This is a genomic window from Martelella sp. K41-7 (assembly GCF_055808365.1).
The window spans coordinates 3,279,463-3,305,380 of sequence record NZ_CM147867.1 but is presented as its reverse complement, the minus strand read 5'-3'; the positions used below and the strand labels follow the sequence as shown (position 1 = coordinate 3,305,380).

Sequence of the window (25,918 nt, the reverse complement as noted above, 5' to 3'; positions counted from 1 at the left end):
CGAGATGTCATTATCTATATAATAGCCATTATATAGAGAGGTGGCCGCTATGCAGAGTGTGAAGATTACAACGGTTGGCGCATCGTCCGGCGTCATCCTCACCAAGGAAATAATGGCCCATCTGAAGGTCAAGAAGGGCGATACCCTCTATCTGACGGAAACAGCGGATGGCGGCTATCGCCTGACGCCCTATAATCCGGAATTCGTCCGCCAGATGGAACTCGCCGATGAAATCATGCACGACGACCGCGAGGTATTGCGCGCGCTGGCCAAATGACGGGTGCCGCAATGACGAACTGGCGATGGGTGGAACCGGCTGTCATATATGCGGTTCACGACAGGCAATTGTCGGAACATGGCGGCTCCGAGGGCATCCGAAACGCTGACGGGATAGAAAGCGCCTTGGCCCGCCCGCGGAATCTGGCTGCATACGGCACCCCGGACGCGTCAGATCTTGCAGCAGCCTATGCGTTTGGTCTCGCCAAGAACCATGGTTTCATGGATGGCAACAAGCGCACGGCCTGGATCGCGGTGCGTCTTTTCCTTGCTGACAACGGATATCGGCTTCGCTTCCAGCCCGTCGATGCAATTCAATTGATGGAAGGCGTGGCTGGTGGCGTGATTGGTGAAGACGAACTCGCACGCTGGTTCAGGGATCGGCTGGTCGAAGCTTGACGGGAAATCAGGCTATTGCCGGACTTTGGGCGATGCAATTTACTCCGCCCAAAGTCGATGTCTGTTATCAGCTCTGTATTGTGCCGGAGAAGAGACCGATCGGATCTCTTCCGCCAGTGACATAATCGGCCCAATCCTGCATGAGCTCCACCCGTTCCTCGAGCAGGTCCTCACGTTGATAGGCCGCTTCAAGGTCGTCTGGCTCATGCGCCAGAGCAAACTCCATGGTGTCGCGCGTGAAGCGCTTCTGCTGGCGCGCCCACGTTCGGAAACTGGCTCGAAAGCCATGCGCGGTGATGCCGGGTTCGAAGCGGATCGCAAGGTTTCGGATGGCGTTTTCACACAAGGCGCCTGACCGGTTCCTCGGTTTGGCGAACACCAGTTTTTCATGACTGCTGAGCGGGCGCATTTCGATCACCGCCCGAATAGCTTGACGGGACATTGGAACGCGATGGGATCGGTGCATTTCATGAGCCGCTCCGGGGTTGTCCAGACACCGGTATCGAAGTTGAAGAAATCCCATTCTGCGTGTCGGGTCTCCTTCGATCTCTTGGCGGTCAGAAGCAGCAGCATTGTCGCATACCTCAATGTCGGCTCACATGGCACGGTCTGGAGCCAGTCCCAGAATTCCGGCACCCGCTCAGGCGGCAATGATCCATGGTGGCGACGTACGGTTCGCACCGCGCCAAGCGCGATCTTGGGATCGAAATCTGCCGGATTGTCATCCCGGTACCCGCGGATCTTTGCCAAGGCGAAAATCTCCTTGGTCCGGCCAAGCGTGCGGCGAGCCGTCTCGTGTTTCAATCTCCAGATCGGCGCAATGGTGTCGACGATTTCGGGAAGCTTGATTTCGTCGATCGGCTTGCAGCCGATGTCAGGGAACACGTATGTGGCGATCGTATTCCAGTTTTGCGTGACGTGTTTGGCGTTGCGTAAACCGGGCTTCTTCATCTCGAACCAGGTCCTGGCCATCTCCTGGAATGTCGGCGTTGCAGATTTTGGTGGGCCTGCCTTTCCGGTCATGCCAGCCGGCTGAGTTCGCTTTTTCCGCCGTGACGAAACGGGCAATGGCTGTTTTCTGCCGCTGAGCAGTTCCCGCACATCAGCGACTGTCTTGCCGTCGGCAAAGAGGCCCCTGATGATATTTGCCTTCTCTCTGTCCGCCATTGTGGGCTGGAACATGCCGGATTGTACAGGACATTAGAAATTTGGATGGCCAAGCAATTTTTTGAATTTCAGGCGGCGTTGTCAGGTTAACCGGCTTGCAGTTGCCTACATCTCGGGTTGGGTTTGGATTTCGGCGATACAGACACCCGATATCAACGTCACCGTTTTCCGCCACAAATCGTTGCTCACGCAGTTTGGCTTAACCTGCGGTTCAATCTGAGCCTGCGTGAAGTTGAGGAAATGCTGCTTGAGCGTGGGATCGACGTTTCCTATGAGACAATCCGCCGTTGGATCGCCAAGCTCGGACCTCGGATTGCCTGCAATCTGCGGCAACGACAGGCGCGCCCTGGCGATGTTTGGCGTCTGGACGAGGTCGTTGTGAAATGCGCTGGAGAGAAGTTCCGGCTCTGGCGATAGACGCCATTCCGCGTCTCATTATCTATGATATTCCTATTGAATTCGACAGTCTGGCGCGAGATCTCGTCTTTTCGTTGAGTCTGCGATTTTTTTAAACTAGAATGTTTCCAGCGTGAGCCGGGTGCAAGTCGGGCTGAGGGGACATGCGGGGAAGCGTGATGACAGTGCCTTATCGCTGGTTCAGCCAGCGTCGAAAACTGAAAGACCAGAAATGGCCGTGCAACCACTGGCGCGGCTTTCTCGTCGGGACATTGGGAATGGTCGCCGTTGGTTTTGCGATCCTGGACTACCCTGTCGGGATCATGAGCAGAGAGCTCAACCAGGTGGTCCGTCACTACGGATCTCTGGTTACAGATTTCGGCAAATCCGACTGGATCCTGATCGCGAGTTTTCTGGCGGTCATCGTCGGTCTCGGCGCCGCTGGCAGCGGGGATTTGCGCACCCGCGCCAAGGGCGTGTTTCTCGCTCAGGCGTCCAGTTTTATCTTCGCGGCGGTTGCGTTTTCCGGCATTGCCGTTGCGCTGATCAAGAACACCATCGGACGCCCGCGTCCCAGCATGCTCGTGCATGAGATCGGGCCGTTTGCCTTCAGCCCGATGCAGTTCGAAGCCGATTTTGCCAGCTTTCCTTCCGGACATTCGACCACGATTGCAGCACTCTTTACATGCGCTGCTTTTTTATGCCGCGCCATCGGGTGCTGTTCTTCAGCCTTGCCGTGGTGATCGCCATGTCTCGCACAATTGTCGGCGCCCATTATCCGAGCGACGTCATCGCGGGTCTCGCCTTCGGTGCCTGGTGCACCTATTTCGTTGCGATCTATTTCTCGCGCTACCGCATGGTCTTCAGGATCGACGACAATGGCTGGCCGGTGCCGCGCAACAGCATCAAGGCGCTGAAGCCGGAGTTCATGCGTCATCACCATGCACCGCAAGCCAGGGAAACAGACCTTGACTTGCGGCCTCAAAAAGGCCATTAGCCTTCGCGGTTAAAGGACGAAAATTCATGCCGCAGTTCCTGCGTCCCATTTCTGGCGATGTCACCCTGGCGCCCGGCGCCGGCGGCGTGATGCGTGCGTCCGCATTTCTCACCAAAACGGCCAAGAAAACGAAGACAAAATCCGTCTGACGTCTCTGGCCCTGCCGCTCTCTCCCCGGTCTGGCCGGGGACGGGAAGGCGCGCTTCAAGGCCGCTCTTCCGCTCCCGACCACCAAGAGGAGAGAAACGAAAGAGAGCAAAATCATCATGGGTTTCAAGATTGCAGTCGTTGGCGCCACCGGCAATGTCGGGCGCGAAATGCTTTCCATTCTCGAAGAGCGCGGTTTTCCTGCCGATGAGGTCGTCGCGCTCGCCTCCAGCCGCTCCGTCGGCAAGGAAGTCTCCTTTGGCGACAAGACGCTGAAGATCAAGAATCTGGAGAATTACGATTTCTCCGACACCGATATCTGCCTGATGTCGGCCGGCGGGTCGGTCTCCAAGAAGTGGTCGCCGAAGATCGGTGCTCAGGGCTGTGTTGTCATCGACAATTCGTCTGCCTGGCGCTATGACGCCGACGTGCCGCTGATCGTTCCGGAAGTCAATCCGGACGCTGTCACTGGCTTCACCAAGCGTAATATCATCGCCAATCCGAACTGCTCGACCGCCCAGCTCGTCGTGGCCCTGAAGCCGTTGCACGATGCAGCGACCATCAAGCGTGTGGTGGTCTCCACCTACCAGTCGGTCTCCGGTGCCGGCAAGGATGGCATGGACGAGCTGTTCAACCAGACCCGCGCCGTGTTCGTGGCCGATCCGATCGAGAACCGGAAGTTCACCAAGCGTATCGCCTTCAATGTCATCCCCCATATCGATGAGTTCATGGAAGACGGCTATACCAAGGAAGAATGGAAGGTTCTGGCCGAAACCAAAAAGATGCTCGATCCGAAGATCCGTGTGACCTGCACCGCCGTGCGCGTGCCGGTGTTCATCGGCCATGGTGAGTCCGTCAACCTGGAATTCGAAAAGGAAATCACGGCCGAGCAAGCCCGCGATATCCTGCGTGAGGCGCCGGGCTGCCAGGTTATCGACAAGCATGAGGATGGTGGCTACATCACCCCGGTCGAATGTGCCGGTGAAGACGCCACCTATATTTCCCGTATCCGCGAGGATGCCACCGTTGAAAACGGTCTGGCGCTCTGGATCGTGTCCGACAACCTGCGCAAGGGTGCGGCGCTCAATACCGTCCAGATCGCCGAGCTTCTGGTTGAACGCAATCTTCTCAAGGCGCGCGCAACGGCCTGACCGGGTCATTGACTTCGTGAAATTGCCGTACGGCGTCGGGAAACCGGCGCCGTTCGTCATTGTGTGGCCTGCAAGCCTGGCGGTCTTGCTGCTTCCGTAAGCGCATCCTGTCGAAAACCGTGATCCGCAAGATCAACTCGACCCCGCATGACGGCTATGCCGAGCCCTTCGTCGGCATGGGCGGCGTGTTCCTGCGCCGCGATCGCCAGCCGAAGACGGAGGTGATCAACGATATCAGCGGCGATGTCGCCAACTTCTTCCGCATCCTGCAGCGGCACTTTCCGAAGTTCATGGATACGCTCCGCTTCCAGATCGCCGGCAGGCGCGAATTCGAAAGGCGATGAAGACCGATCCCGCCACGCTGACCGATCTCGAACGCGCCGCCCGCTTTCTCTACCTCCAGCGCCTTGCCTTCGGCGGCAAGGTTGCCGGCCGAAACTTCGGCTTCAGCAAGACCACCGGCGCGAGGTTCAACCTGGTCAAACTTGCCTCGACACTGGAGGACATCCACGAGCGGCTTTCCGGCGTCGCCATCGAGTGCCTGCCCTGGCAGGACTTCATCTGCCGCTATGACCGGCCGGGCATGCTGTTCTATCTCGACCCGCCCTATCGTGAAAGGAGCGCATAACTGTCGGATCACGGTGTGTCCGACGTTTTTTGGACTTGGCAGATGCAGGATCGTTATTCATTCGCGCTCATCTATCCTCACCACAATGCAAGCTGTGAGAACTTAGCCCGCGCAAAGATTTCCGTCCAGAAGCCGTTTCATTTCTGTCCAGAAGGCAGCGGTCCGCCACAGCATGGATGAAAATGCCTGAACATCAAGGGAACTCAGTCGCAACATGATGCGACACGGAAATGGACTGACTTGTCTCTAAGTTATTGAAATTTTTGGTAGCGGGAGAGGGACTTGAACCCCCGACACGCGGATTATGATTCCGCTGCTCTAACCACCTGAGCTACCCCGCCAACCGTACCTTCATATGAAAACCGCCGCTTCGAGCAGCTTGAAGGACGTTGTCTCCGGGAAATGCTTCATCGCCCGGGACGGGGCGTTATTAGGGCCTTCGCCAATGTGTGTCAAGCAGGTTCGGCGCAAATTTGCGGGCGCGGGAAAAGGGGCCGGGAGCCTTGAGAAAACAGGGTGGAGCGGACAGCGCGTTTCGCTTGAAGTCCACCGACGTGAGCGCGTCGGCAGAAGCCTGCAAGGCCCGGATCCGTCGCTTGCGGCAGGCATGCGGCAGGGGCGGGTATTCTTTTCTCGAAATGCGCGTCAAAAAGGCCTATATGGGCCGGATCAAGGAGCTGAAATGGCGCGTATGAACAAAAGCGAAGACTGGCAGGGGCGTCATGCACCGAGCCTGGAGGCGATCGAATCCCTGGCAATCGAGGCCTACGCCAAATTGCCAGAGCCTTTTCGCGCGCTGACCGGAGACCTCGTGGTCGAAATCGCGGATTTTCCGAGCGACGATGTTTTCGAGGATATGGCGCTGGAAACGCCGTTTGACCTGCTGGGTCTTTTCGAAGGCCGTGGCGTTTCAGAGCGTTTCACCATGGAAACCGGCGAGATGGTCAACCGGATCACGCTTTATCGCCGGCCGATCCTCGATTACTGGGCCGAAAACGAAGAGACGCTTGGCGATATTGTCACCCATGTGCTGATCCATGAGATCGGCCACCATTTCGGCCTTTCCGATGACGATATGCAGCGGATCGAGGAAAGCGCCGACGAAGACGTGCGCCGCTGAGACCGGTCGCCGTTCGACACGGTCAATCGCTTTGCGTATGTGCCGCTTCGGCAAAGCCGGGTTTTGGCAAAAGCGTCAGTTCGGGCGGCTGAAATCGCCCGATTTGTTGTCCATCACCCACAACTCACCCGACGAGATGTCGAACCAGGCACCGCAGAGCTTCAGCTTGCCCTGCTTTTCTGCGGTCGCGACATTGGGGAATGAGCGCAGATTGGCGATCGAGTTGCGGATCGAGATGCGCTCCAGCGAGGTTTGCCGTTCACCGACGGTCATGTTGGAGTTCGCGTTGATCTGCGTGGCTGCGGGTTTGAGAAGCGTTGTCCACTTGCCGATGAAGTCGCCGGGCGAAAGCGGCTCGACCTCAGGCGAGAGTGCGGCGTGGATGCCGCCGCATCGGCCGTGTCCCAGCACTACGATGTTCTTCACTTTCAGACCTTCAACGGCAAATTCGAGAGCTGCAGATGTGCCGTGATACTGCCCGTCGGGTTCATAGGGCGGAACCATATTGGCGACATTGCGGACCACGAAAAGTTCACCGGGCCGGGCATTGAAGATCATTTCGGGTGCCGCGCGGGAATCGCAGCAGGCAATCACCAGGGTTTGCGGCTTCTGCCCCTCTTCGGCCAGTGTCCGGTAGCGCGCGCTTTCTTCAACATAACGTCCGGACATGAAGCTCTTGTAGCCATCGAGAAGATATTTTGGAAACGCATCCATCAGCTTTGTTCCTCATACTTTTGCGCATCGCCGCGCGTCATTTTCTTTTACGCTGTCGGGCCGGGTGCATCAATTGACGGGTGACAAGTTTTGCAAGGGGCGCACCGAAGCGCGCTGTATTGCGTTCCAGCCGCAGTTCGTCGGCGCCCTCGCGTACGGCGCGCGCCAGAACTTCGTAAACCGCCGCGGTTGATTTCTCCAGCGCCTCGGCGGGCGGCACGGCGGCAAGACGGGCGGCCAGAAACAGCGCCGAAAACAGGTCACCCAGCCCGTTCGGCGGGTTTTCAAGCCGTCCATGCTCGGCAAGTATGGCTTGCCGCTCATCGACATAAAGTGCAGCAACCCCGTCCCGCATCATCGCTTCAGCGGATGTGACCACGACCTCGCGCGGGCCGAGCGCAAGTGCGGCGGCGATGGCGGCACTGTTGTCGGCAATCTCCGTGTTCGTAAGCCAGGACAGTTCGAAGCGGTTCGGCGTGGCGATATCGGCGAGCGGCAGAAGCTCGTCGCGGATCGCGCAGGCGGTTTCGGTCGAAACATAGAGCCCATTCTCGTCACCGCTTACCGGATCGCAGAGATAGATCAGGTCCGGGTTGTCATTCCTGAGCGATCGCACCAGTGCGCCAATGGCACGGGCCTGGGCAGGGCCGGCGATATAACCGCTGATCACGGCGCGGACTTCACCGCGCCAGCGGCTTGTTGCGAGTTCATCGAGCGCTCTGGCAAAACCGTCACTATCCAATTTCAGCCGGGTGGACGGTCCGTGGCCGGGATGATAGGGCATAATGATGGTTGGTACGGACCAGGTCGCAAGGCCAAGCGTTTCAAGCGCAAACACGATCGCCCGGTTGCCGATCGCGCCACGCATGACGTGACTGGAGATGGCGATGACCGCGCCGGCTTTTGTTTCGGTTGTCATTTCAGGTCCCGGTATGTTGTTGGGTCTTGCAACCGAAGCGATAGGAAAAGCGGAAATATTTTGCCATTTGCCTCAATTGCGCTCTAAATCGCTTGTTGGAGGGCGCTGTCAAGTCAGTGTCATGACGGCGACGTTATAGGACGGAAGGCGCAGAACGCAAAGACGGTTGGATATCCAGCCGGGTGCGGTCTTATCCGGAAAGAAAAAACACCCTGGAGGAAACATGGAAAATAAAGCCGATCAGATGCGCAAAAGCCTGATGGCCGCCGCCGAGAAGGCTGCCACTGCAGCGGGTGAGCCTTTCATCAATCCATTTTCCATGTTCGAACGGGCGAGCCCCGAGGACCTCGCGCGGTACGATGCGGCCATGCTCGCAAAGGCTGCTGTTCACGCCGCGCAGGAAGTCGGTGCTTTCGAGGGCGGTGAGGCCCGCGTCAATGTGGGTGCTGTTTCCGGCATCGCACCGTCGGGCATTGCGGCCGATGTGATCGCGATCACCGATCGTAACATGCCGTTCATCTACGATTCAGTGATGGCCGAGATCGGCGAGTTTACAACCGATATCCTGCTTGCCGTTCATCCCATCCTGATCGCAACGCCGGGAAAACCTGTCACCGCCTTCTCGCCTGAAACCGAGCACACGCCGGAAGACCGCATCAGCCATGTTCAGGTGCATGTGGCTGCCCTTTCGTCTGACACCCGTGCACGGCTGAAATCACGGCTGGAATATGTGCTTGGTCATGTGCGGCTTGCCGTCAACGACTGGCCGGCCATGCTCGAAAAGCTCGAGACCGCCATGGGCGAGATCAGTACGCGCGCACCGGATTCCATCAAGGCGGACGCACTGGAGGCCGTGCATTTTCTGGAATGGCTGCGTGACGGCAACTTCACCTTTCTGGGGATGCGGGAACTGGCCTACACCAATGAGGACGGCGCTGGCCGCGTCGAGCACATGGAGGGTTCCAGCATCGGCATTCTCTCCGATCCCGATATGCGGGTTTTGCGGCGCGGGGCGAACCCGGTGGTGTCCACGCCGGAAATCCTTGGCTTTCTGGAAGGACCGGAGCTTCTGCTGGTCACCAAGGCCAACACCACTTCGATCGTCCACCGCCGTTCCTATATGGATTATATCGGCGTCAAACGTTTTGGCGAGGATGGCAGAGCCGTCGGCGAGTTGCGCATTGTCGGCCTGTTCACGTTCACGGCCTATACTCAGTCGGCCAGACGGATCCCCTTGCTGCGCGCAAAACTGGCCGAGGTTTCGCGCCATTTCGGCTTCGAGCCCAAGAGCCATGCCGGACGCATGCTCCAGAACACGCTGGAATCCTATCCGCGTGACGAATTGTTTCAGGTTCCCGTTCACCAGCTCACCGAATTTGCCGAACAGATCATGGATGTCGCCGAGCGGCCGCGCATCCGTGTGCTGAGTCGGATTGACGGCTTCGACCGGTTCGTCTCCGTGCTGGTCTATATTCCGCGTAATCTCTATGATGCGCGTCTGCGGGAAAAGGTCGGAGACTATCTTGCCGAAGCCTATCAGGGGCATGTCTCGGCCTATTATCCGTCGTTTCCCGAAGGCCGGTCGGCACGGGTCCAGTTCATCATCGGCCGCCATAGCGATGAAAAGACGCCCGAAGTGCCGCAGGCCGAACTGGAAGACGCGGTCCGCAAGCTGGCTGCCAACTGGTCCGAGCATTTCCGTTCGCTCGCCGGTCCCGGCGCGCCTGCATTTGAGGCCAGTGAAGCCTACCAGGAGGCTTTTTCGCCGGAGGAGGCCTCTGCCGATCTGCGGCTGGTTTCGTCGGCTGCGGAAACCGGCATCCGGATTGCGTTTTATCGCGCCGGTGAAGGTGATGACGAGTTGCGGCTGAAGATATTTCATGCCGGCGGCCAGCTGGCGCTTTCACGACGGGTGCCGCTTCTGGAAAATCTCGGCTTTACCGTCATATCCGAACGGACGTTCGATCTGGCGCTGAAGAACGGCGATGCTGAACCTGTTGAAGTCATCCTGCACGACATGGAGCTTGTTGTTGATGGCACGGTGGTTTTCGATCTCGATGCCGACAGTGCGCGCCTCGAAGATGCCTTCACCGCTGCCTTCAGCGGCACTGTCGACAATGACAGCTTCAACCGGCTGGTGCTGCTGGCCGGTCTCGAGGTGGGGCAGGTCAATGTGCTGCGCGCCTATGCGCATTATCTGCGCCAGGCCGGTCTCAGCTTCACCGCAGACTATATCGCCCAGTCTCTCTGCCTTTATCCGGTGATCGCAGGTGCGCTGTTCCTGATGTTCCGTACGGCTTTCGATCCCGCACTGACCGACGAAGAGCGTGCCGAAGGACTGAAAAGCGCCCGCGCCACCATTACCGAGGGGCTGGAAGGCGTGCCGAATCTCGATGATGATCGCATCCTGCGGTTGTTCGTCAAGCTTGTGGATGCGACGCTGCGCACCAATTATTTCCAGACTGACGACAACGGCGCGCCACAGCCGAACCTCGCCTTCAAGTTTGCCTCGCGCTCGCTTTCTATCCTGCCCGAACCGCGGCCGTTCCGCGAAATCTTCCTGTATGGCCCCGAAGTCGAAGGTGTCCATCTGCGTTTCGGCAAGGTGGCGCGCGGTGGCCTGCGCTGGTCGGATCGCGGCCAAGACTACCGCACCGAAGTGCTCGGTCTGGTCAAGGCCCAGCAGGTTAAGAATGCGGTGATCGTGCCCGTCGGGGCCAAGGGCGGGTTCTACCCGAAGAAACTGCCTTCCGGCGGCAGCCGCGAGGAGATATTCAACGCCGGCCGTGCGGCCTATAAGAGCTATATCCGCACATTGCTGTCGATTACCGATAATATCGAGGATGGAGTCGTCATTCCGCCGTCGGATACGGTGCGTCTGGATGATGACGATCCCTATTTCGTGGTTGCCGCCGACAAGGGCACGGCGACCTTCTCCGATACCGCCAATGCGCTGGCGCAGGAGGCGGATTTCTGGCTGGATGATGCCTTCGCCTCAGGCGGTTCGGCCGGCTATGACCACAAGAAGATGGGCATTACCGCACGCGGTGCCTGGGAAGCGGTCAAGCGGCACTTCCGGGAAATGAACATCGATATCCAGACCACACCGTTTACCGTGGTTGGCGTTGGCGATATGTCCGGTGACGTGTTCGGCAACGGCATGCTGCTCTCCGAACAGATCAGGCTGGTGGCGGCTTTTGACCACCGCGATATCTTCATCGACCCCGATCCCGACCCGGCAATGGGTTTTGCCGAGCGCAAGCGGCTGTTCGGCCTGCCGCGCTCGAGTTGGCAGGACTACGACCAAAGCCTGCTTTCTGCGGGCGGGATGATCATTTCGCGACGCGAAAAGTCTGTGAAGCTGACGCCGGAAGCGGCCCAGGCGATTGGTCTGGCGGAAGGCGAATACGCACCATTCGACATCATCTCCGCGATCCTGAAGGCAAAGGCCGATCTGCTCTGGTTTGGTGGTATCGGCACCTATATCAAGGCGCGCACCGAAACCAACGGGGAGGTCGGTGACCGGGCCAATGATGCGATCCGGATCAATGCCGAGGAGCTGAGGGTGCAGGTGATCGGCGAAGGCGCCAATCTCGGGGTCACCCAGAAGGGCCGCATTGCCTTCGGCCTCAAGGGCGGACGCTGCAACTCCGATGCGATTGATAATTCCGCCGGTGTCAATTGCTCCGACGTCGAGGTCAACATCAAGATCGCGCTCGCATCTGCCATGCGCGCCGGGCGGCTTTCACGCGAGGACAGGGACGTCCTCCTTGCAGAAATGACCGAGGCAGTGGCCGGCATCGTTCTGGAGAACAATTATCTGCAATCATTGGCGATCTCTCTCAGCAATGAAGCGGGGCTTGCAAGCATGCTGGCGCTGTCGCGGATGATGGAGGTTCTGGAAAAGGACGGCCATCTTGACCGCACCGTTGAAACGCTGCCCGATGAAGAGGTACTGCGCGCGCGCCGACAGTCCGACAAGGGGCTGACCCGCGCGGAAACCGGCGTGCTGCTCTCCTACGGCAAGATCGTGCTGTTCGACCAGTTGCTGGAGAGCGGGCTGCCGGACGATCCTTACATGGAGCCGCTGCTCTACGGCTATTTCCCCGAACGCATGCGTGAAACCTATGCCGAGGATATCGGTGGGCATCGCCTCAGACGTGAGATCATCGCTACGCGGCTGGCCAACGACGTGATCAATCGCGGCGGACCGGAGTTTGTCATCAACGCTTGCGATATGACGGCTGCCACCCCTGCCGAAGTGGTCAAGGCCGGGGTCATCGCCCGCGACGGTTTCGGAATGGAAAAACTCTGGCAATCCGTCCATGCGCTGGACGGCCAGATCGACGGCCGCACGCAGAACGCCATTTATGCGCAATTGCGCTATCTCTTCAGCATCCTGACCCATCTTTTGATCCGCAACGGTCTGGCCGAAGGTGATATCGCGGATGCTGTCGGGCGGCTCAAAAGCGCCTTCGGCACCTTCCATGCCAGCATCGCCGACATGCTGCCCGATGCCCGGGCCGAGTGGCTGTCCGAGCAGGAAACGGGATGGCGGGAGGCCGGCGTGCCGGATGAGCTTGCCGCAGGCCTTGCCCGCCATCTTGCCATGATGTTCGTGCCGGAAGCGCTGCAGATTGCAAGCCGAAGCGGGCAGAGCCTTGAGCGGGCGGCCAGTGCCTATTTCAAGGTGACGAAGCTGTTCCATGTTTCGCCGTTGCTCAGTGTTGCGGCGCGGATGGATCCAACCGATTTTTATGATTCGCTGGCGCTGACGCGTTCGATGGATCAGATTTCGGCAAGCCGTCGCGATCTCGCCGCCAATGCGCTTGTCGGCTATGGTGACGCCGAAAACGCTGTCGAAGCGTGGCGGGAGGTGCATTCGGCCCGTATATTGCAAATTGCCGAGCAGTTGGAACGGCTTGCACGTTCCGGCGACCCGTCGATTGCCAAGACCACGGTCGCGGCCGGGCTCCTGAACGATCTGGCGCGTGATCTGAACTGATATCGTCAGGGTTTGACAAAACCGAAGGAAGCAGCAATCTGCGTCCCTGCTATTAAGGATGGATGCAATTGTCGCTTCTTGAGGAAAAAGCCACGGCGCGCGCTTTGCGTGCGCCCAGGTCCGGCATCTTTGGCTGGATGCTGTTCGATTGGGCAGCCCAACCGTTCTTCACGGTCATCATTACCTTTATTTTCGGCCCTTATTTCGTGTCCGAATTGGGGAGCGATCCGGTTGCAGGCCAGACCGCCTGGGCCCATGCGGCAACCATTGCGGGGGTGCTGGTGGCCCTCGGTGCGCCGTTTGCCGGCGCGCTGTCAGATACGGCCGGGCGCAACAAGCGTTTCATCGGGGGAATGGCAATCCTCCAGGCGGCAAGCCTGGCGCTGCTGTGGTTTGCGGCCCCCGGCAGCGGCTATTTCTGGCCTGCGGTTTTGATCATCACGGCAACGATTGCGGCGGAGCTGTCTGTCGTTTTCAATGATGCCATGCTGCCGCATCTCGTCAAACCCGATCGGATCAATCGGGTTTCCAACGATGCCTGGGGGCTGGGCTATCTTGGCGGCATGGTGTTTCTGATTGTGGTGGTCGTGTTCCTGACCGCCAATCCCGAGACCGGGCTGACGATCCTCGGAAAGGCGCCTTTGTTCGGGCTTGACCCGAAAACGGGGGAAGCCGCAAGGCTGACCGGGCCGCTGGCTGCGTGCTGGTACATCCTTTTCCTGCTGCCCTTCTTTGCGTTCACCCCCGATCGACCGCCGCTGAAACCCACCGGCAGGGCAATTGCGGCGGGTCTTTCTGATCTGAAGATGACGCTTGCGGCACTGAAAGGCCGTCCGGTTCTGATCCGGTTTTTGTTTGCCCGCATGCTGTTCATGGATGGGGTCAACGGGATCCTTATCCTTGGCGGGGCATTTGCCGCCGGCATGTTCGGCTGGGCGACCATGGAAATCGGCATTTTTGGCATTATTTTGAACGTGGCTGCGATCTTCGGCTGTTTCCTGGCTTCGCGCTTCGGGCGTCGTGCCAATGCGAGCACTGTGGTTCTGATCGCGCTTCTGGTGCTGGTGCTGGCAACGCTTGGTGTGGTTTCGACCACGAAAAACGCGACTATTTTCGGGCTGTTGAGCTTCGGCCCGTCCTCGGCGGAGGGGCTGTTTGCCGCCGGGGCGGAAAAGGCGTTTCTGGCCTATGGCGTTCTGATCGGTCTTGCCTTCGGGCCGGTGCAGGCGGGCTCGCGCGCATTTCTGGCCACCCGTGTTTCGCCCGAAGAGGCGGGGCGGTTCTTCGGTCTTTTTTCGCTCACCGGCCGGATGACCAGTTTTCTGGCAACCGGTTCCTTCGCGGCTCTGACCGGCTGGACCGGATCGCCCAATCTAGGCATGGCGAGCCTGCTGGTTTTTCTGGTCGCAGGCCTCGTGCTGTTCGTGCCTGCAATGGCAAGCGAGGAAAGGCGGCAGTGATCGCTGCCGCCCTTATCGCCTAATGGCGGAAGGTGCGGGTGCCGGTGAACACCATGGCGACGCCATTGGCGTTGGCTGCGTCGATGACTTCCTGGTCCCGGATAGAGCCGCCCGGCTGGATTACTGCCGTGGCGCCTGCGGCAACGGCTGAAAGCAGGCCGTCGGCAAACGGGAAGAAGGCTTCGGAGGCCACAGCAGAACCGCGTGTCATCGGCTCCGGCCATCCTGCGGCCTTGGCTGCGTCCTCGGCCTTCAGGGCAGCGATACGGGCGCTGTCGATCCGGCTCATCTGGCCGGCACCAATACCCGCCGTCTGGCCGTCCTTGACGTAGACGATGGCGTTCGACTTGACATGTTTGGCAATCGCGAAGGCCATCTTCAGGTCTTCCAGTTCGCGCTCGCTCGGCGCACGCTCGGTCACCACAGTCAGCTCGATCTCGTCGATCATGGCGTTGTCGCAGCCCTGCACCAGGAAGCCGCCGGCAACGGTCTTGAGGTTGAAACCGCTGGCGCGCGGATCGGGCAGAGCGCCGGTGGTCAGCAGGCGCAGGTTCTTTTTGGCGGCGATGATCGCCTTTGCCTCGTCATCGGCATCGGGGGCGATGATCACTTCGGTGAAGAGCTTGACGATCTCGCTGGCTGTCGCGGCGTTCAGTGTCTGGTTCAGTGCGACAATGCCGCCGAACGCCGATTGGTTGTCGCAGGCAAGCGCCCGGCGATAGGCCTCCAGCAGCGTGTCGGCACGCGCCACGCCACAGGGGTTGGCATGTTTGATGATGGCGCAGGCCGGGGCGATTTCCGGCGAAAACTCCGCGACCAGTTCGAAAGCGGCATCGGTGTCGTTGATGTTGTTGTAGGAGAGCTGCTTGCCCTGATGCTGGGTCGCATTGGCAACGCCCGGCCGCTTGTCGCCGGTGACATAGAAGGCGGCGGACTGGTGCGGGTTCTCGCCGTAGCGCATCTCCTGGCGCAGCGTGCCGCCAAGGGTTCGGTGGCGCGGCGTTTCGATGGCGAGCGCTTCGGCAAACCAACCGGAGATCGCTGCATCATAAGCGGCCGTGCGGGCATAGGCGCGGGCGGCAAGTTGCTGGCGCAGCGCATAGGGCAGGGTGCCGTTGCCGGCCTCCAGTGCCTCGGTGATCGCGCCGTAGTCTTCCGGATCGGTGGCGACTGCGACATAGGCATGGTTCTTGGCCGCAGCGCGGATCATCGCCGGTCCACCGATATCGATGTTTTCGACGGTGGTCGGATAATCGCCGCCGGCTGCGCGCACCGCTTCGAAGGGGTAAAGGTTGATGACGGCAAGGTCGATGCCTTCAATGCCGTGTTCCCGCATGGCCGCCTGATGTTCTTCGTCATCGCGGATGGCGAGCAGGCCGCCATGGACCTTCGGATGCAGCGTCTTTACGCGCCCGTCCATGATTTCCGGAAAACCGGTCACGGTCGAGACGTCGGTGACCAGAAGCCCGGCTTCGGCAAGCGCCTTGTGGGTGCCGCCGGTCGAAAGCAGACGCACGCCGCGCGCGGCAAGGGCGCTGGCGAATTCGACAATGCCGCTCTTGTCAGAGACGGAGAGAAGAGCGGTTCTGATCTCGACGAGATCGGGGGCGGGGATTTTCTTCGAGGCGACGGCCATGACGAGGTCCTTCAGTCAAGCGCGTTTCCAGCGGATGAAGGCTGCAAGCGCAACGGCAAACACATTTTTCTGCAAGGTTGATTGCGGATGGCACGCTCTAGCATGCCTTCGGCAAATGTGAAACCATCAGCTCAGACGGTTCATCCGCCATTGAATGTCGGGGTGTTCGCCGATCGTCCATGAAATTACGATCTGGCGTGAGGCGGTTTGGCCCGCGCTTGCGGCAAAAAACAGATCGTCCTCAATCACCGGTGCAAAACCGGGTGCGCAGAACAGCCAGCTTTCATTATCAGGCGCGGTCAGGAAGATTGTGTCGTCATCCTCCTGCATGGTCCAGATCGCCGGATGCAGATGAAAACGGGCAATGGCAACCGTGCGGTCGTTGTGGGTCGGCATGCCATCCATTTTGCGGCGGAAGCCGTCTGTGCCGGTGATCTCGGCTCCGTCCGGCGAAAGCGTGAGCGTTCGCTGAAGCATCAGCCCGAAGCGGCTGAGATAGCCGTCATGGCGCATGAAAAGGCGGTCGTGGCCATTCTCGTCGGTATTGCGTTCGCTTTCGATGCGGATCATGCCGCCGCAGGCGACAGGGCCGAGAAAATCCGAGCGCGAAAATCGCATGGCTGAATGGTCGTCGATAGTAACGGCCGAGTGCGCGGCGGTCGTGCGCGCCAGCCGGATGGTCGTCTCATTGGCCTGAAGCGGCAGACCGACATTGACGATGAACCGGTTCTTTCCCGCAGACATTTCGAAAGCGGCGGCCCCGGCATGGGCGGTTTTGGAAAGGTGGGCCGAAAGCGGCCGGCCGGTATCGGCGATCAGTGTCGTTTTGCCGGCCTGCAGCCGGTCGAAGCCCGAGTGCGGAAGCGCCCTGAAAACCGAGCCACCGGTTTCATCGTAGCGCAACAGCGCGGATAGCGCGGTACCGGGCACCATTCCTGCGCCATTGAACAGTGCAAGGTCGCCATCGTTGTGACGGAAGAAATTCAGCGCCGCATAGGCACGGTCGATGCTCGGCACCAAGCGTTTCGGCAGTGTCTGGTCGAGATTGATATAGGTCTGGCGCAGCGGCAACATGCGCAGAAGAAGGCTTACCAGCGTGTCGGCGCTGCGGCTGATATGGCCTCCGTCAGGCAGGATCTGCCGTTCAAGCTCTTCATCGAGCCGGCGTGCGGCCTCGCGCTTACGGTGGTCGGAAAGGTCGAGACTGATGGTCGCCATTGCCAGCACGATCGCGGTCTGGAGGCGGATCTCGTCACGTGGAAGGGTGCCGTAACGCCGTCTGAGGACCCGTTCGTGACGCGCAATTTGATCAACAAACCGGCGGTAGAAGGCGGTGTCAGCGCCCTTGAGAACGACGGTGGAGTGAGAAAGCCAGGCGCTGAGTCGCCAGACCGTGATATCGGTCTGCCAAACCGTTCCTCTTACGGCGCGGTGGCGGCGCAGGAAGCTCAGCACGGTTGCGCGGGCAAAGATATGGGCATCCTCGCTGTGCCGGACTCTGAGATGCCTGAGCCAGGAAAACGCCGCCAGCTGCCGCTCGAAGGCGAGGCTCGGCATGTCGAAGGAAAAGGCTGGACGTCCGCCAGTCTCGAGCACCGCGCCGGCAAGCGCGAAACGGCCCGCCAGCAGGTCTTCGCCTTCCAGAGGATCTGCGATCCTGAGATCGGTCGGGGCGACAAGAAGACGGCTGGCGCGACGGCCGGACAAAAACTGCGGCATCGGCGGCCGTGCCGAAAGCAGCATGCAATGTGCGCGCCGAAGCATTTCCCGACTGTATAGGGACGCGTAACGCCAGATTTCCGAAACCGGAAAGTCCAAAGGTGCACCCTGTCTTTTTTGTTTTTATCACGCGCGGAAGGAGTTCCTGCCAACGTGTCGGCCTAGCCGAAGAAGTTGAAGGCTTCCTTAAAGCGTAAAGACATTAGTTCTTTCTTAAGTGCGGGAATGCACGATTACGGAACCTAATTCAAGAACTTGGCGTGAAATTGGTGTCAGCGTTTTCTGAGTGCAACCGCATAGAAACCGTCGAGGCCGGTGGCACCGTCAAGCATATCGGCGGGCGTTGTGCGGATCGCGCCGGAGTGATCCAGGAGATGGCCGAGCGGGCCGATGGTCTCCGGGGCAAATGCCGCCAGTTCCACATCGTGGCGTTCCGCAAGCAGCCGGGCGACATTGGCTTCGCCCTCCAGCGGGTCGAGTGAACAGTTGGAGAAGATCACGATACCACCGGGCCGCACCATGGTCAGCGCGCGCTCAAGCATGGCGTACTGAACCCCGGCCAGCTTTTCGATATCGGCGAAATCCTTGGTCCACAGCACGTCCGGGTGGCGGCGAACGGTGCCGGTGGACGAGCAGGGTGCATCCACCAGCGCGGCGTCGAAAAGTGTCTCGGGCTGGTATTCCATCATGTCGGCGCAAGTGGTGTCTGCCGAAAGCTTCAGCCGTTCTAGGTTCTGGTTGAGGCGTTTCAGCCTGGTTTTCGAGCGTTCCAGTGCGGTCACGTCCGCACCCTGCAGAACAAGCTGCGCGGTCTTGCCGCCGGGAGCGGCGCAAAGATCGATCACGCGTTTTCCGGTCAGGTCGCCAAAAAGGCGGGCGGGGATCGCCGCAGCGGCATCCTGCACCCACCATTCGCCGTCATCGAAACCCGCCATTGCCGTAACCGCCCCGGAGGGCTTGTCGAGGCGGATCGTGCCGGTTGAAAGCACGGTGCCGCCGAGCCGCTCGGCCCAGCCTTCCGGATCGGATTTGACGGAGATATCGATGCTCGGCGGGGTGAGCTGAGCGCGGCCGATGGCGAAGGCCTTTTCCGCGCCATAGATCTCTTCAAGCCGCTCGCGGAACCAGTCGGGGATCGGCGAGGCGGTTGCCAGTTCGGCAAGCGTCTTTTCCTTCCGGCGGGAAAGCCGGCGGAGGACGGCATTGACGAGGCCGGCAAACCGTTTGTTGCGCGGATCGGCATTGGCCTGTTCCACCGCGATATCGACGGCGGAATGATCGGGAATGTCGAGATAGAGGATCTGGGCCGCCGCAATTGTCAGCACATGAGCGAGCGCACGCGCGCCGGAGGGCAGAGGCCGCTCAAGCAGGCGGGTGATGGCGGCATCGAGCATCGGCTTGTGGCGCAGCGATGTCAGCACCAGTGCGCGGCAAAGCGACTGGTCTGCGACGGAAAGGCTGCGGTAGGTGCCATTGCCGTGCTCAATGTCGAACATGCCGTCGAGCGGCGTCTTGCGGTCGACAACGGCCGCGAGAATTTTCGAGGCCGCTGCACGGGGCGCATAGCCCGGCTTTTGCTCGGACGTGGAAACGATATTTTGCGAACGGGCCTTTTTCGCGCCCGTTCGTTTGATGTCATCATTCAAGACCAGGGACCTTTGACAGGCGGATCTCCGCCATTGCTGCGGCCGGTATTGGGCACCGAACGCGATCTGCGGGTCGCCTTAGCAGGCCTTGGTGCTGCCGTCGAGGTCGTGCCCATTTGAGCGGCCTGTTGATTCAGGGCTGCGATACGGTTTTCCGTATTCGGATGGGTGGCAAACAGGCTGTCCATCTTTTCGCCCGACAGCGGATTGATGATGAACATGTGCGCGGTTGCCGGGTTGCGTTCGGCGCGTTCGTTATGGATGACCTTGTTGCCATGCGCGATCTTCTTGAGCGCTGAGGCCAGCCATAGCGGATTGCCGCAAACCTCACCGCCGCGCTTGTCGGCGGAATATTCCCGGGTGCGGCTGACGGCCATCTGCACCATTGCGGCAGCCATCGGCGCCACGATCATGGCGACGAGGACGCCGATAAAACCGAACGAATTGTTGCGGTTGCCGCCGAAGAAAAAGGCGAAATTGCCGAGCATGGAGATCGCACCCGCAAGCGTCGCGGTGATCGTCATGGTCAGCGTGTCGCGGTGCTGCACATGGGCAAGCTCATGGGCCATCACGCCGGCCAGTTCCTCGCGCGACAGCATCTTCAATATGCCTGTTGAGGCGGCAACGGCCGCGTTTTGTGGGCTGCGGCCGGTTGCAAACGCATTTGGCTGGGGGTTGTCGTAAAGATAGACCTTGGGCATCGGCAACCCGGCGCGCTGCGCAAGCTCGCGCACGAGGTTATAGTATTCGGGCGACGTGCTGGCATCGACTTCCTGCGCGCCATACATGCGCAGCACCATCTTGTCGGAGTTCCAGTAGGAAAACACGTTCATGCCTGCGGCGATCATAAGCGCGATCATCATCCCGGCCCGGCCGCCGATCATAAAGCCGATGGCCATGAACAGCGCCGTCATGAAGGCAATCAGCATGGCAGTGCGAACAAGATTCATCTTGACGTCTCCAGAAGCGAAATGGACCTTATACCGGACGCAAAGTCCGACTATATGATGGTTTCAAAATCGGACTATAAGTGGGGCACGACCAATCATATATCAATATTGCAACGCCCGAAGGGATGATGGAAAGTTTTCGAAATGAACGACGCAGACAATACCCCCGACCATGCGCGAAATGACAGTCAGGCGGATGGCGCACCTTCCGCGGCTGAGCTTGCTGCACTGACGTCAGGCTCCGAACTTCCCGCGGCCAATCCAGAGGAAGAACGCCGTGCCGGACTGCCGGAGGCTGCAAAACGCGCACTGGCGGAAGCGGAGGAACGTCGTAACGCTGCTGCTGCTGCAGAACGCCCCGCAAGTGAACTCGGGGGACGCGGTGGACTGGACCCTGCCCGATACGGCGACTGGGAAATCAAGGGTCGCGCGATCGATTTCTGATATAGGTGTATATTCCTATTGAAATCTTCGTTATTGAGGAATAAATTCCTTTATATGAATCGCTTTGCTCTGAAACACCTGACGGTGGTGCTTTTTGCCTGCCTGCTTTTTTTGCCTGTCGCCCGTGCCGAGGATATCTATGCAGGGCCGGTGCGCGCGGAGGTCGTGCGCGTGATCGATGGCGATACGATCGTTGTCCAGGCGCGGCCGTGGCCCGGACAGATTGTCGAGACCTCGGTCAGGATACGCGGGGTCGATACTCCGGAGTTGCGTTCTTCCTGCAATGCCGAGCGGCAGGCGGCGTCAATTGCCAGAGATTATGTCGTTTCGCTGCTCCACGCAGGCGAGACGGTCCAACTCAGGCAGATTGCGGGCGATAAGTATTTCGGCCGCGTGGTGGCCGATGTGATGCTGCCGGACGAGCGGGATCTCAGCTATCTGCTTCTTGAGGGGGGCCTCGCCGTTTCCTATGATGGCGGACGCAAGCAGCCTTTCGTCTGTCCCTCGTCCTGAGGACGCAGAAACGGCTTTTCAATGGGCTTCCCGGGAGTTTTCATGTCCGAACCATACCAACCCGTCGTTACCGACCAGCAGCATGCCGTTTCGGTGGATGGATTTCCGATCACGCTTCCGCTGGTTGCCATCAGGCCCGATCTGGCGATTTCGCTGATGATGGTGATCGACCTCGGGGTCCGTTTCGGAGAGCATTGCGGAAACAAACTCGCCGATGTTCTGGCGCCGCTGAGGCCGGATATCGTCGTGGGGGCTGCGACGCTCGGCATTCCGGTAGCAATCGAGGTGACCCGCGCGCTTGCGCTCGACCGTTATGTCATTTTGCAGAAATCGCCCAAGGTGCATCTCGGGGCCGCGCTCGAGCAGAAAATCACCTCGATCACTTCCAAGGGCGAGCAGCGCCTGTTGCTGGACGATCGTGCCGTTCCGCTTCTCAAAGGCAAGCGCGTGGTGATCGTCGACGACGTTGTGGCATCCGGTTCGAGCCTCAAAGGGTCAGTGGAACTGGTGCGCAAGGCCGGTGGCAATGTGGTCGGTCTTGGGGTGATCCTGACGGAAGCGCGGGAATGGGAGGCTGTGCTCGGAAACGATGCCGCGCTCGTCAAAGGGCTTGCCCATATCCCTCAGTTCAAGCTGGCAGATACCGGGAAATGGGTTGCCCGGCCGGAGACCCTGTAGCGCCTCCAGCGAAAAAGGCCGCACCGTTTCCGGTGCGGCCAGCGGCTTTCCTCACGGACGGAAAATCTATCCGCCATACATGAGGTTCGGGAGGAACAGGACGATACCCGGTACGAACAGCAGCAGGCAGATCAGCGCGAACACGGCGGCGATGAAGGGAAGTGATTCCTTCACATATTCCTCCACCGGCGTGTCGAGCAGACTGCACACCGTGAACATCGCAACACCGACCGGCGGCGTCATCGAGCCGAAGGTGACAATGGTCATCATCAGGATGCCGAAATGGACCGGGTCGACGCCGGCTTTGACAACCACCGGAACCAGGATCGGGGTCAGCAGCAGCACGAGAATGGTGCTTTCGAAGAACAGGCCGGCAATGAACAGGCCGATCAGAATGACGGCAACGATCACGACCGGGTTGGCCAGGCTCTCGAGCATGAAACTGGCGACATCCTGGGGAACCTGCAGGAAGATGATGGCAAAGCCAACCATGCCCGACATCAGGATGATCAGCATGATCAGTCCGATATCCGAGATCGCATGGCCGAAGGCACGCTTGATGGCGTCAAACGTCATCACGCGATGGGCAAAGCAGCCAACCAGGATGGCATAGACGACGGCAAAGGCGCCAACTTCAGACGGTGTGAACAGTCCGCCACGGATCGAGCCGATCAGAAGCACGGGAAAAAGCAGCGCCCACTTTGCCCCCCAGGCGGAAGAGCCCAGTTCGCGCGCCGTCGGCTTCCGCATTTCCTTCATCACATAGCCGCGCTGGCGGGCCACGAGCCATGCGGCCGTCATCAGGAAGACCATCATCAACACGCCGGGGACGATGCCCGCCATGAACAGGCGGCCGATCGAGACCTGCCCGACATAGCCATAAAGGATCAGGCCGATCGAGGGCGGAATGGTCGAGGTAATCAGCGAGGAGATCGCGATCACGGCGGACGAATAGCCCTTGGAATAGCCGTTCGAGATCATCTGCGGGCCAAGCACGCGGGCTTCCATCGCGGCATCGGCTACAGCCGAGCCAGAAACCCCGCCCATCAGCGTCGACAGGATGATCGAGACCTGGGCGAGACCACCGGCCATCCAGCCGACGGCAACCTTGGAGAAGGTGAACAGACGGTCGGTGATGCCGCTCTCGTTCATCAGGTGGCCGGCAAGCACGAAGAAAGGCACCGCCAGCAGCGGAAAGCTCTGCGAGACGGTGGCGATTTTCTGCACGCCGATCGAGACCGGCATGATGTCGGAGGTGAGAAAGAAGGTGAAGCCCGAAATGCCGATGGCAAAGGCGATGGGTGCACCGATAAGCATCAGCGCAAAAAAGACGATACCGATAAGGGCCATGATATTACTCCGCAGCGCCGGTTGGGATGACCGGTTCTTCTTCGGTGGCGGCACGGGTGTAGACCAGCAGCCGGCCACTCTTGGCGCTTCTCCAGGCCTCGACCAGATTGCCGATGATCGAAATCGAAAGCATGACGCAGCCTGCGGGAACGGCAATCGTGACCCAGGCATAGGAGAGCCCGGAATCGCCGAACTGGCGTTCCTTGTTCAGCATGGTCAGGTCATAGCCTTCAACCGCCAGCAGCATCAGGAAGCCGACGAACAGGCCGGCAAGCGCCGTCTCAAGAATGAGGCGGTAGCGATAGGGGAAGGGGCGCACGAGGTAGTCCACCCCGAGATGGCCGCGCTCGCGCATGGCACGTGTTGCGCCGATGAAGCAGAGCCAGATAAACAGCAATTGCGCCAGATCGACCGACCAGATCAGCGGATAGCCGAAAAAGCGCATCGTCGCGGCGATGAACACCAGTACCGTGATCACGGCAAGCAGGGCGGCTCCGACGACGAATTCGATCTTTGCGAGGAAACCGGGCATGGTGGCCCCTCCAGGTATGGGTTGGGGAGCATCTCCGCTTTCAGTCCGCTTTGAAATGCTCTTGAGCGATTGTTTTTCCGCGGTGGATTTCCGTTTCGCGGGTACGCCGGTGCTTTAAAACGTGGATGGGCGGTGCGCATCCGCGCTGTTCCGGCCAATGGGTCGGGGACGACGGACCGCGGCTTTGCGCGCGGCCCGTCAGTTCTGTAAAGGTCGTGACCTTTACTGTGCGGCGATGGCCTGCAGCTGATCACGCAGGTCGCCATAGCCCAGATTGTCATAGACAACGGCCGTGGCTTTCTTGAATGGCGTGATGTCGATTTCCTCGACGGCAACACCATTGTCGATCAGCTGCTGCTGAAGGCTCGCCAGAGCATCCTGCGTACCGTAGGAGGCGATGTCGCCAGCCTTCAGAGCTTCTTCATGCAGAACCGTCTGAAGATTTTCCGGCAGCGAATCGACCCAGGCTGCAGAGGTGATCAGGCCGGTGATCAGGTTGATATGGCCGGTCAGCGTGATGTTGGTGATGACCTCGTCAAGCTTGGCGCCGACAACGGCTGGAAGCTGGGCTTCAGCGCCATCGATCACATTGGAGGAAATCGCCGAATAGACTTCGCCCCAGGGCATCGGCGTCGGCGTCGCGCCCATTGCGTCGATCGTGCCCGTCCAAACCGGAGCGCCGGGGGTGCGCATGCGTACGCCTGAAAGGTCGTCCGGGCCGCCAATCGGTTTCTTGGTCAGCAGGTGACGCTCGCCCTGCCACCAGTTGAAGCTCAAAACATCGAGGCCGGCATCGTCATGCAGCTTTTCGGCCCATTCGTCGAACAGGTCCGAGGTGACAACCTTGCGGATGCCATCATAGCCATTGGCGAGATAGGGTGCGCCGAGCACGCCGAATTCGTTTACGAATACAGCGAGGCGGCCACCGTCAACGACAACGGCAACGGGCGCACCGGCGCGGGCCTGTTCGAGCACGTCCTCGTCGGGACCGAGCTGCGAGTTCGGGAACAGGCGAACTGCGAGCGCACCGTCCGAGGCTTCGGCGACATTGTCGCGGAAGGCTTCGAGACCCTTGTAGAGCGGGTCATTGGTGGCAAGCGCTGTATTGACGTTCAGCGTATAATCGGCGGCAAGTGCCGAGCCGGCGAGAAGGCTGGCCGCAAGACCTGCCAGTGCGATGCTGCCCAGTTTGGTGAAATGTGTCATATCGTCCTCCCATTCAGACGTTGGTGGTTGGGGCCTTTTGCCCCGGGTCTTCGAAAAACTCAGGCTTTTCCTCAAAAATTGCGGGAAGGTCACTGAGGATCTCCCGCAGGTGACCGCGAACGGCAAGTTCGGCGGCCTGCTGATCGCCGGCGCCTATGGCGTCGACAATGGCTCTGTGCTGGGCGGTCAGCTTGACCATCGGAAAGCGCAGCAGGCTCAGATAACGAACCCTGTCCATCTGCACCTTTAGGCCTTCGATCAGCGCCCAGGCCCTTGCCTTGCCGGCGGCATCGGCAAGCGTCTTGTGAAACAGTTCGTCGAGCGCGATGAAGCGGTTGGCATCCGTTGTCGCCGCTTCGCTCTGCTCCTGAAGCTGAAGTCTCAGTTCTTCCACCAGTCCGGGGTCGGGTCTGGCGGCAAGGAGTTTGACGATATCTGCCTCGATGGCCTCGCGGACGAAGCGGGCATCCATCACAGCCGCCTGCGAAATACGGCGCACGAATGTGCCGCGTTGCGGACGGATCTCAAGCAGCCCCTCTTCGGAGAGCTTGATGAAAGCTTCACGCACGGGCTGCCGACTGACGGCAAAGCGCGCAGCCAGTTCCGATTCGGAAAGCCGCGAGCCCGGCGGCAATTCATTGTGGAGGATCAGGTCGCGCAGAATACCGTGCAGCTGCGCGCCGACCGGAGCGCCCGGTGCAATGCTGACGGTGATTGTCTCTGGCAACATGGTTTTACCTCCCGATGTTTTTTATCGTGCACCATACTTCCATACTAGTCAACAATAGAATTTGGTGATAGTGATTTTGCCAGGTTGGGCTTGCCTTTCATCGAGGCTCGCCTGGAATAACGAATTCGCTCAGGG

Annotated in this window: 24 protein-coding genes, 1 tRNA gene and 2 pseudogenes; 14 read left to right on the top strand and 13 right to left on the bottom strand. The window is 59.8% G+C overall.

Features of this window, described 5'->3' with window-relative positions:
- Positions 1-49: 49 nt before the first annotated feature.
- Both AC0L7L_RS15715 and AC0L7L_RS15710 read left to right on the top strand, forming a co-directional pair.
- Positions 50-277, top strand: coding sequence for an AbrB/MazE/SpoVT family DNA-binding domain-containing protein (locus AC0L7L_RS15715; RefSeq protein WP_106308240.1), 228 nt, complete (start codon positions 50-52; stop codon positions 275-277).
- Positions 278-288: 11 nt separating this feature from the next.
- Positions 289-675: a type II toxin-antitoxin system death-on-curing family toxin gene (locus tag AC0L7L_RS15710; RefSeq protein WP_272214265.1), complete on the top strand. Its 387-nt coding sequence runs from the start codon at positions 289-291 to the stop codon at positions 673-675.
- Between the two features lie 67 nt (positions 676-742).
- Here the strand turns inward: AC0L7L_RS15710 and AC0L7L_RS15705 are convergent, their stop codons facing one another.
- A complete protein-coding gene (locus tag AC0L7L_RS15705) occupies positions 743-1,084 on the bottom strand; it encodes a tyrosine-type recombinase/integrase (RefSeq protein WP_473509978.1) in 342 nt (113 codons plus the stop codon).
- Between the two features lie 5 nt (positions 1,085-1,089).
- Positions 1,090-1,698, bottom strand: a complete 609-nt coding sequence (locus AC0L7L_RS15700) for a tyrosine-type recombinase/integrase (RefSeq protein WP_473509976.1) — start codon at positions 1,696-1,698, stop codon at positions 1,090-1,092.
- Positions 1,699-1,965: 267 nt separating this feature from the next.
- On the opposite strand from AC0L7L_RS15700, the pseudogene AC0L7L_RS15695 reads away from it, so the two are divergent.
- The 6 genes and pseudogenes from AC0L7L_RS15695 to AC0L7L_RS15670 form a co-directional block, all read left to right on the top strand.
- Positions 1,966-2,256 (top strand): annotated as a pseudogene (locus AC0L7L_RS15695) (IS6 family transposase); the annotation flags it as partial.
- Between the two features lie 161 nt (positions 2,257-2,417).
- Entirely contained in the window at positions 2,418-2,981 is a 564-nt protein-coding gene (locus tag AC0L7L_RS15690; RefSeq protein ID WP_272212962.1) for a phosphatase PAP2 family protein, read from the top strand.
- 5 nt (positions 2,982-2,986) lie between these two features.
- A complete protein-coding gene (locus AC0L7L_RS15685) occupies positions 2,987-3,235 on the top strand; it encodes a hypothetical protein (RefSeq protein ID WP_473509974.1) in 249 nt (82 codons plus the stop codon).
- A 26-nt stretch (positions 3,236-3,261) separates the two neighbouring features.
- Positions 3,262-3,384, top strand: a complete 123-nt coding sequence (locus tag AC0L7L_RS15680; protein WP_272212960.1) for a hypothetical protein — start codon at positions 3,262-3,264, stop codon at positions 3,382-3,384.
- 117 nt (positions 3,385-3,501) lie between these two features.
- A complete protein-coding gene (locus tag AC0L7L_RS15675; RefSeq protein WP_473509972.1) occupies positions 3,502-4,533 on the top strand; it encodes an aspartate-semialdehyde dehydrogenase in 1,032 nt (343 codons plus the stop codon).
- Positions 4,534-4,709: 176 nt separating this feature from the next.
- Positions 4,710-5,143 (top strand): annotated as a pseudogene (locus tag AC0L7L_RS15670) (DNA adenine methylase); the annotation flags it as partial.
- 282 nt (positions 5,144-5,425) lie between these two features.
- Here AC0L7L_RS15670 and AC0L7L_RS15665 read toward each other — a convergent pair.
- Positions 5,426-5,502 (bottom strand) — tRNA-Met (locus AC0L7L_RS15665).
- 341 nt (positions 5,503-5,843) lie between these two features.
- Here AC0L7L_RS15665 and AC0L7L_RS15660 point away from each other — a divergent pair.
- Entirely contained in the window at positions 5,844-6,281 is a 438-nt protein-coding gene (locus AC0L7L_RS15660) for a metallopeptidase family protein (protein WP_473509969.1), read from the top strand.
- A 75-nt stretch (positions 6,282-6,356) separates the two neighbouring features.
- Here the strand turns inward: AC0L7L_RS15660 and AC0L7L_RS15655 are convergent, their stop codons facing one another.
- Positions 6,357-6,995, bottom strand: coding sequence for a carbonic anhydrase (locus AC0L7L_RS15655; protein WP_272212954.1), 639 nt, complete (start codon positions 6,993-6,995; stop codon positions 6,357-6,359).
- Between the two features lie 37 nt (positions 6,996-7,032).
- On the bottom strand, positions 7,033-7,914 hold the full coding sequence (gene pdxY / locus AC0L7L_RS15650) for a pyridoxal kinase (RefSeq protein WP_272212953.1): 882 nt from the start codon (positions 7,912-7,914) through the stop codon (positions 7,033-7,035).
- Positions 7,915-8,137: 223 nt separating this feature from the next.
- Here pdxY and AC0L7L_RS15645 point away from each other — a divergent pair, with 223 nt between their 5' ends.
- Positions 8,138-12,919, top strand: coding sequence for an NAD-glutamate dehydrogenase (locus AC0L7L_RS15645; RefSeq protein ID WP_473509966.1), 4,782 nt, complete (start codon positions 8,138-8,140; stop codon positions 12,917-12,919).
- 137 nt (positions 12,920-13,056) lie between these two features.
- A complete protein-coding gene (locus AC0L7L_RS15640; RefSeq protein ID WP_473513961.1) occupies positions 13,057-14,379 on the top strand; it encodes an MFS transporter in 1,323 nt (440 codons plus the stop codon).
- A 19-nt stretch (positions 14,380-14,398) separates the two neighbouring features.
- Here AC0L7L_RS15640 and purH read toward each other — a convergent pair whose 3' ends face one another.
- The 4 genes from purH to htpX all read right to left on the bottom strand — a co-directional run bounded on the left by purH (position 14,399) and on the right by htpX (position 20,330).
- Positions 14,399-16,015: a bifunctional phosphoribosylaminoimidazolecarboxamide formyltransferase/IMP cyclohydrolase gene (gene purH / locus AC0L7L_RS15635; RefSeq protein WP_272212948.1), complete on the bottom strand. Its 1,617-nt coding sequence runs from the start codon at positions 16,013-16,015 to the stop codon at positions 14,399-14,401.
- A 126-nt stretch (positions 16,016-16,141) separates the two neighbouring features.
- Positions 16,142-17,734, bottom strand: coding sequence for a heparinase II/III family protein (locus AC0L7L_RS15630; RefSeq protein ID WP_473509963.1), 1,593 nt, complete (start codon positions 17,732-17,734; stop codon positions 16,142-16,144).
- Positions 17,735-18,006: 272 nt separating this feature from the next.
- Positions 18,007-19,386 (bottom strand): RsmB/NOP family class I SAM-dependent RNA methyltransferase, encoded by a 1,380-nt coding sequence (locus AC0L7L_RS15625; RefSeq protein WP_473513959.1) that lies wholly within the window; start codon positions 19,384-19,386, stop codon positions 18,007-18,009.
- On the bottom strand, positions 19,377-20,330 hold the full coding sequence (htpX, locus tag AC0L7L_RS15620) for a zinc metalloprotease HtpX (protein ID WP_272212945.1): 954 nt from the start codon (positions 20,328-20,330) through the stop codon (positions 19,377-19,379). Before htpX ends, AC0L7L_RS15625 begins: the two co-directional genes overlap by 10 nt.
- A gap of 228 nt (positions 20,331-20,558) precedes the next feature.
- On the opposite strand from htpX, the gene AC0L7L_RS15615 reads away from it, so the two are divergent.
- The 3 genes from AC0L7L_RS15615 to AC0L7L_RS15605 are packed head-to-tail and all read left to right on the top strand — an operon-like array spanning position 20,559 to position 21,965.
- Positions 20,559-20,774: a DUF1674 domain-containing protein gene (locus tag AC0L7L_RS15615; protein ID WP_473513957.1), complete on the top strand. Its 216-nt coding sequence runs from the start codon at positions 20,559-20,561 to the stop codon at positions 20,772-20,774.
- Between the two features lie 54 nt (positions 20,775-20,828).
- Entirely contained in the window at positions 20,829-21,287 is a 459-nt protein-coding gene (locus AC0L7L_RS15610) for a thermonuclease family protein (protein WP_473509960.1), read from the top strand.
- 42 nt (positions 21,288-21,329) lie between these two features.
- Positions 21,330-21,965, top strand: coding sequence for a phosphoribosyltransferase family protein (locus tag AC0L7L_RS15605; RefSeq protein ID WP_272212942.1), 636 nt, complete (start codon positions 21,330-21,332; stop codon positions 21,963-21,965).
- Positions 21,966-22,031: 66 nt separating this feature from the next.
- Here AC0L7L_RS15605 and AC0L7L_RS15600 read toward each other — a convergent pair whose 3' ends face one another.
- The 4 genes from AC0L7L_RS15600 to AC0L7L_RS15585 all read right to left on the bottom strand — a co-directional run bounded on the left by AC0L7L_RS15600 (position 22,032) and on the right by AC0L7L_RS15585 (position 25,783).
- A complete protein-coding gene (locus AC0L7L_RS15600; protein ID WP_473509956.1) occupies positions 22,032-23,315 on the bottom strand; it encodes a TRAP transporter large permease in 1,284 nt (427 codons plus the stop codon).
- 4 nt (positions 23,316-23,319) lie between these two features.
- A complete protein-coding gene (locus tag AC0L7L_RS15595) occupies positions 23,320-23,847 on the bottom strand; it encodes a TRAP transporter small permease (RefSeq protein ID WP_473509954.1) in 528 nt (175 codons plus the stop codon).
- A gap of 222 nt (positions 23,848-24,069) precedes the next feature.
- Entirely contained in the window at positions 24,070-25,053 is a 984-nt protein-coding gene (locus AC0L7L_RS15590; protein ID WP_272212939.1) for a C4-dicarboxylate TRAP transporter substrate-binding protein, read from the bottom strand.
- A gap of 13 nt (positions 25,054-25,066) precedes the next feature.
- Entirely contained in the window at positions 25,067-25,783 is a 717-nt protein-coding gene (locus AC0L7L_RS15585; RefSeq protein ID WP_272212938.1) for a GntR family transcriptional regulator, read from the bottom strand.
- Between the last annotated feature and the right edge of the window lie 135 nt (positions 25,784-25,918).

Bases quoted from the DNA above. Each gene is read 5' to 3' on its own strand.
- AC0L7L_RS15700 (WP_473509976.1), bottom strand. From the start codon at position 1,698: ATGACCGGAAAGGCAGGCCCACCAAAATCTGCAACGCCGACATTCCAG.
- AC0L7L_RS15595 (WP_473509954.1), bottom strand. From the start codon at position 23,847: ATGCCCGGTTTCCTCGCAAAGATCGAATTCGTCGTCGGAGCCGCCCTG.
- htpX (WP_272212945.1), bottom strand. From the start codon at position 20,330: ATGAATCTTGTTCGCACTGCCATGCTGATTGCCTTCATGACGGCGCTG.
- pdxY (WP_272212953.1), bottom strand. From the start codon at position 7,914: ATGACAACCGAAACAAAAGCCGGCGCGGTCATCGCCATCTCCAGTCAC.
- AC0L7L_RS15680 (WP_272212960.1), top strand. From the start codon at position 3,262: ATGCCGCAGTTCCTGCGTCCCATTTCTGGCGATGTCACCCTGGCGCCC.
- AC0L7L_RS15645 (WP_473509966.1), top strand. From the start codon at position 8,138: ATGGAAAATAAAGCCGATCAGATGCGCAAAAGCCTGATGGCCGCCGCC.
- AC0L7L_RS15605 (WP_272212942.1), top strand. From the start codon at position 21,330: ATGTCCGAACCATACCAACCCGTCGTTACCGACCAGCAGCATGCCGTT.
- AC0L7L_RS15675 (WP_473509972.1), top strand. From the start codon at position 3,502: ATGGGTTTCAAGATTGCAGTCGTTGGCGCCACCGGCAATGTCGGGCGC.
- AC0L7L_RS15660 (WP_473509969.1), top strand. From the start codon at position 5,844: ATGGCGCGTATGAACAAAAGCGAAGACTGGCAGGGGCGTCATGCACCG.
- AC0L7L_RS15640 (WP_473513961.1), top strand. From the start codon at position 13,057: ATGCTGTTCGATTGGGCAGCCCAACCGTTCTTCACGGTCATCATTACC.
- AC0L7L_RS15710 (WP_272214265.1), top strand. From the start codon at position 289: ATGACGAACTGGCGATGGGTGGAACCGGCTGTCATATATGCGGTTCAC.
- AC0L7L_RS15715 (WP_106308240.1), top strand. From the start codon at position 50: ATGCAGAGTGTGAAGATTACAACGGTTGGCGCATCGTCCGGCGTCATC.
- AC0L7L_RS15610 (WP_473509960.1), top strand. From the start codon at position 20,829: ATGAATCGCTTTGCTCTGAAACACCTGACGGTGGTGCTTTTTGCCTGC.
- AC0L7L_RS15690 (WP_272212962.1), top strand. From the start codon at position 2,418: ATGACAGTGCCTTATCGCTGGTTCAGCCAGCGTCGAAAACTGAAAGAC.
- AC0L7L_RS15590 (WP_272212939.1), bottom strand. From the start codon at position 25,053: ATGACACATTTCACCAAACTGGGCAGCATCGCACTGGCAGGTCTTGCG.
- AC0L7L_RS15585 (WP_272212938.1), bottom strand. From the start codon at position 25,783: ATGTTGCCAGAGACAATCACCGTCAGCATTGCACCGGGCGCTCCGGTC.
- AC0L7L_RS15705 (WP_473509978.1), bottom strand. From the start codon at position 1,084: ATGCGCCCGCTCAGCAGTCATGAAAAACTGGTGTTCGCCAAACCGAGG.
- AC0L7L_RS15685 (WP_473509974.1), top strand. From the start codon at position 2,987: ATGTCTCGCACAATTGTCGGCGCCCATTATCCGAGCGACGTCATCGCG.
- AC0L7L_RS15655 (WP_272212954.1), bottom strand. From the start codon at position 6,995: ATGGATGCGTTTCCAAAATATCTTCTCGATGGCTACAAGAGCTTCATG.
- AC0L7L_RS15630 (WP_473509963.1), bottom strand. From the start codon at position 17,734: ATGCCGCAGTTTTTGTCCGGCCGTCGCGCCAGCCGTCTTCTTGTCGCC.
- AC0L7L_RS15600 (WP_473509956.1), bottom strand. From the start codon at position 23,315: ATGGCCCTTATCGGTATCGTCTTTTTTGCGCTGATGCTTATCGGTGCA.
- purH (WP_272212948.1), bottom strand. From the start codon at position 16,015: ATGGCCGTCGCCTCGAAGAAAATCCCCGCCCCCGATCTCGTCGAGATC.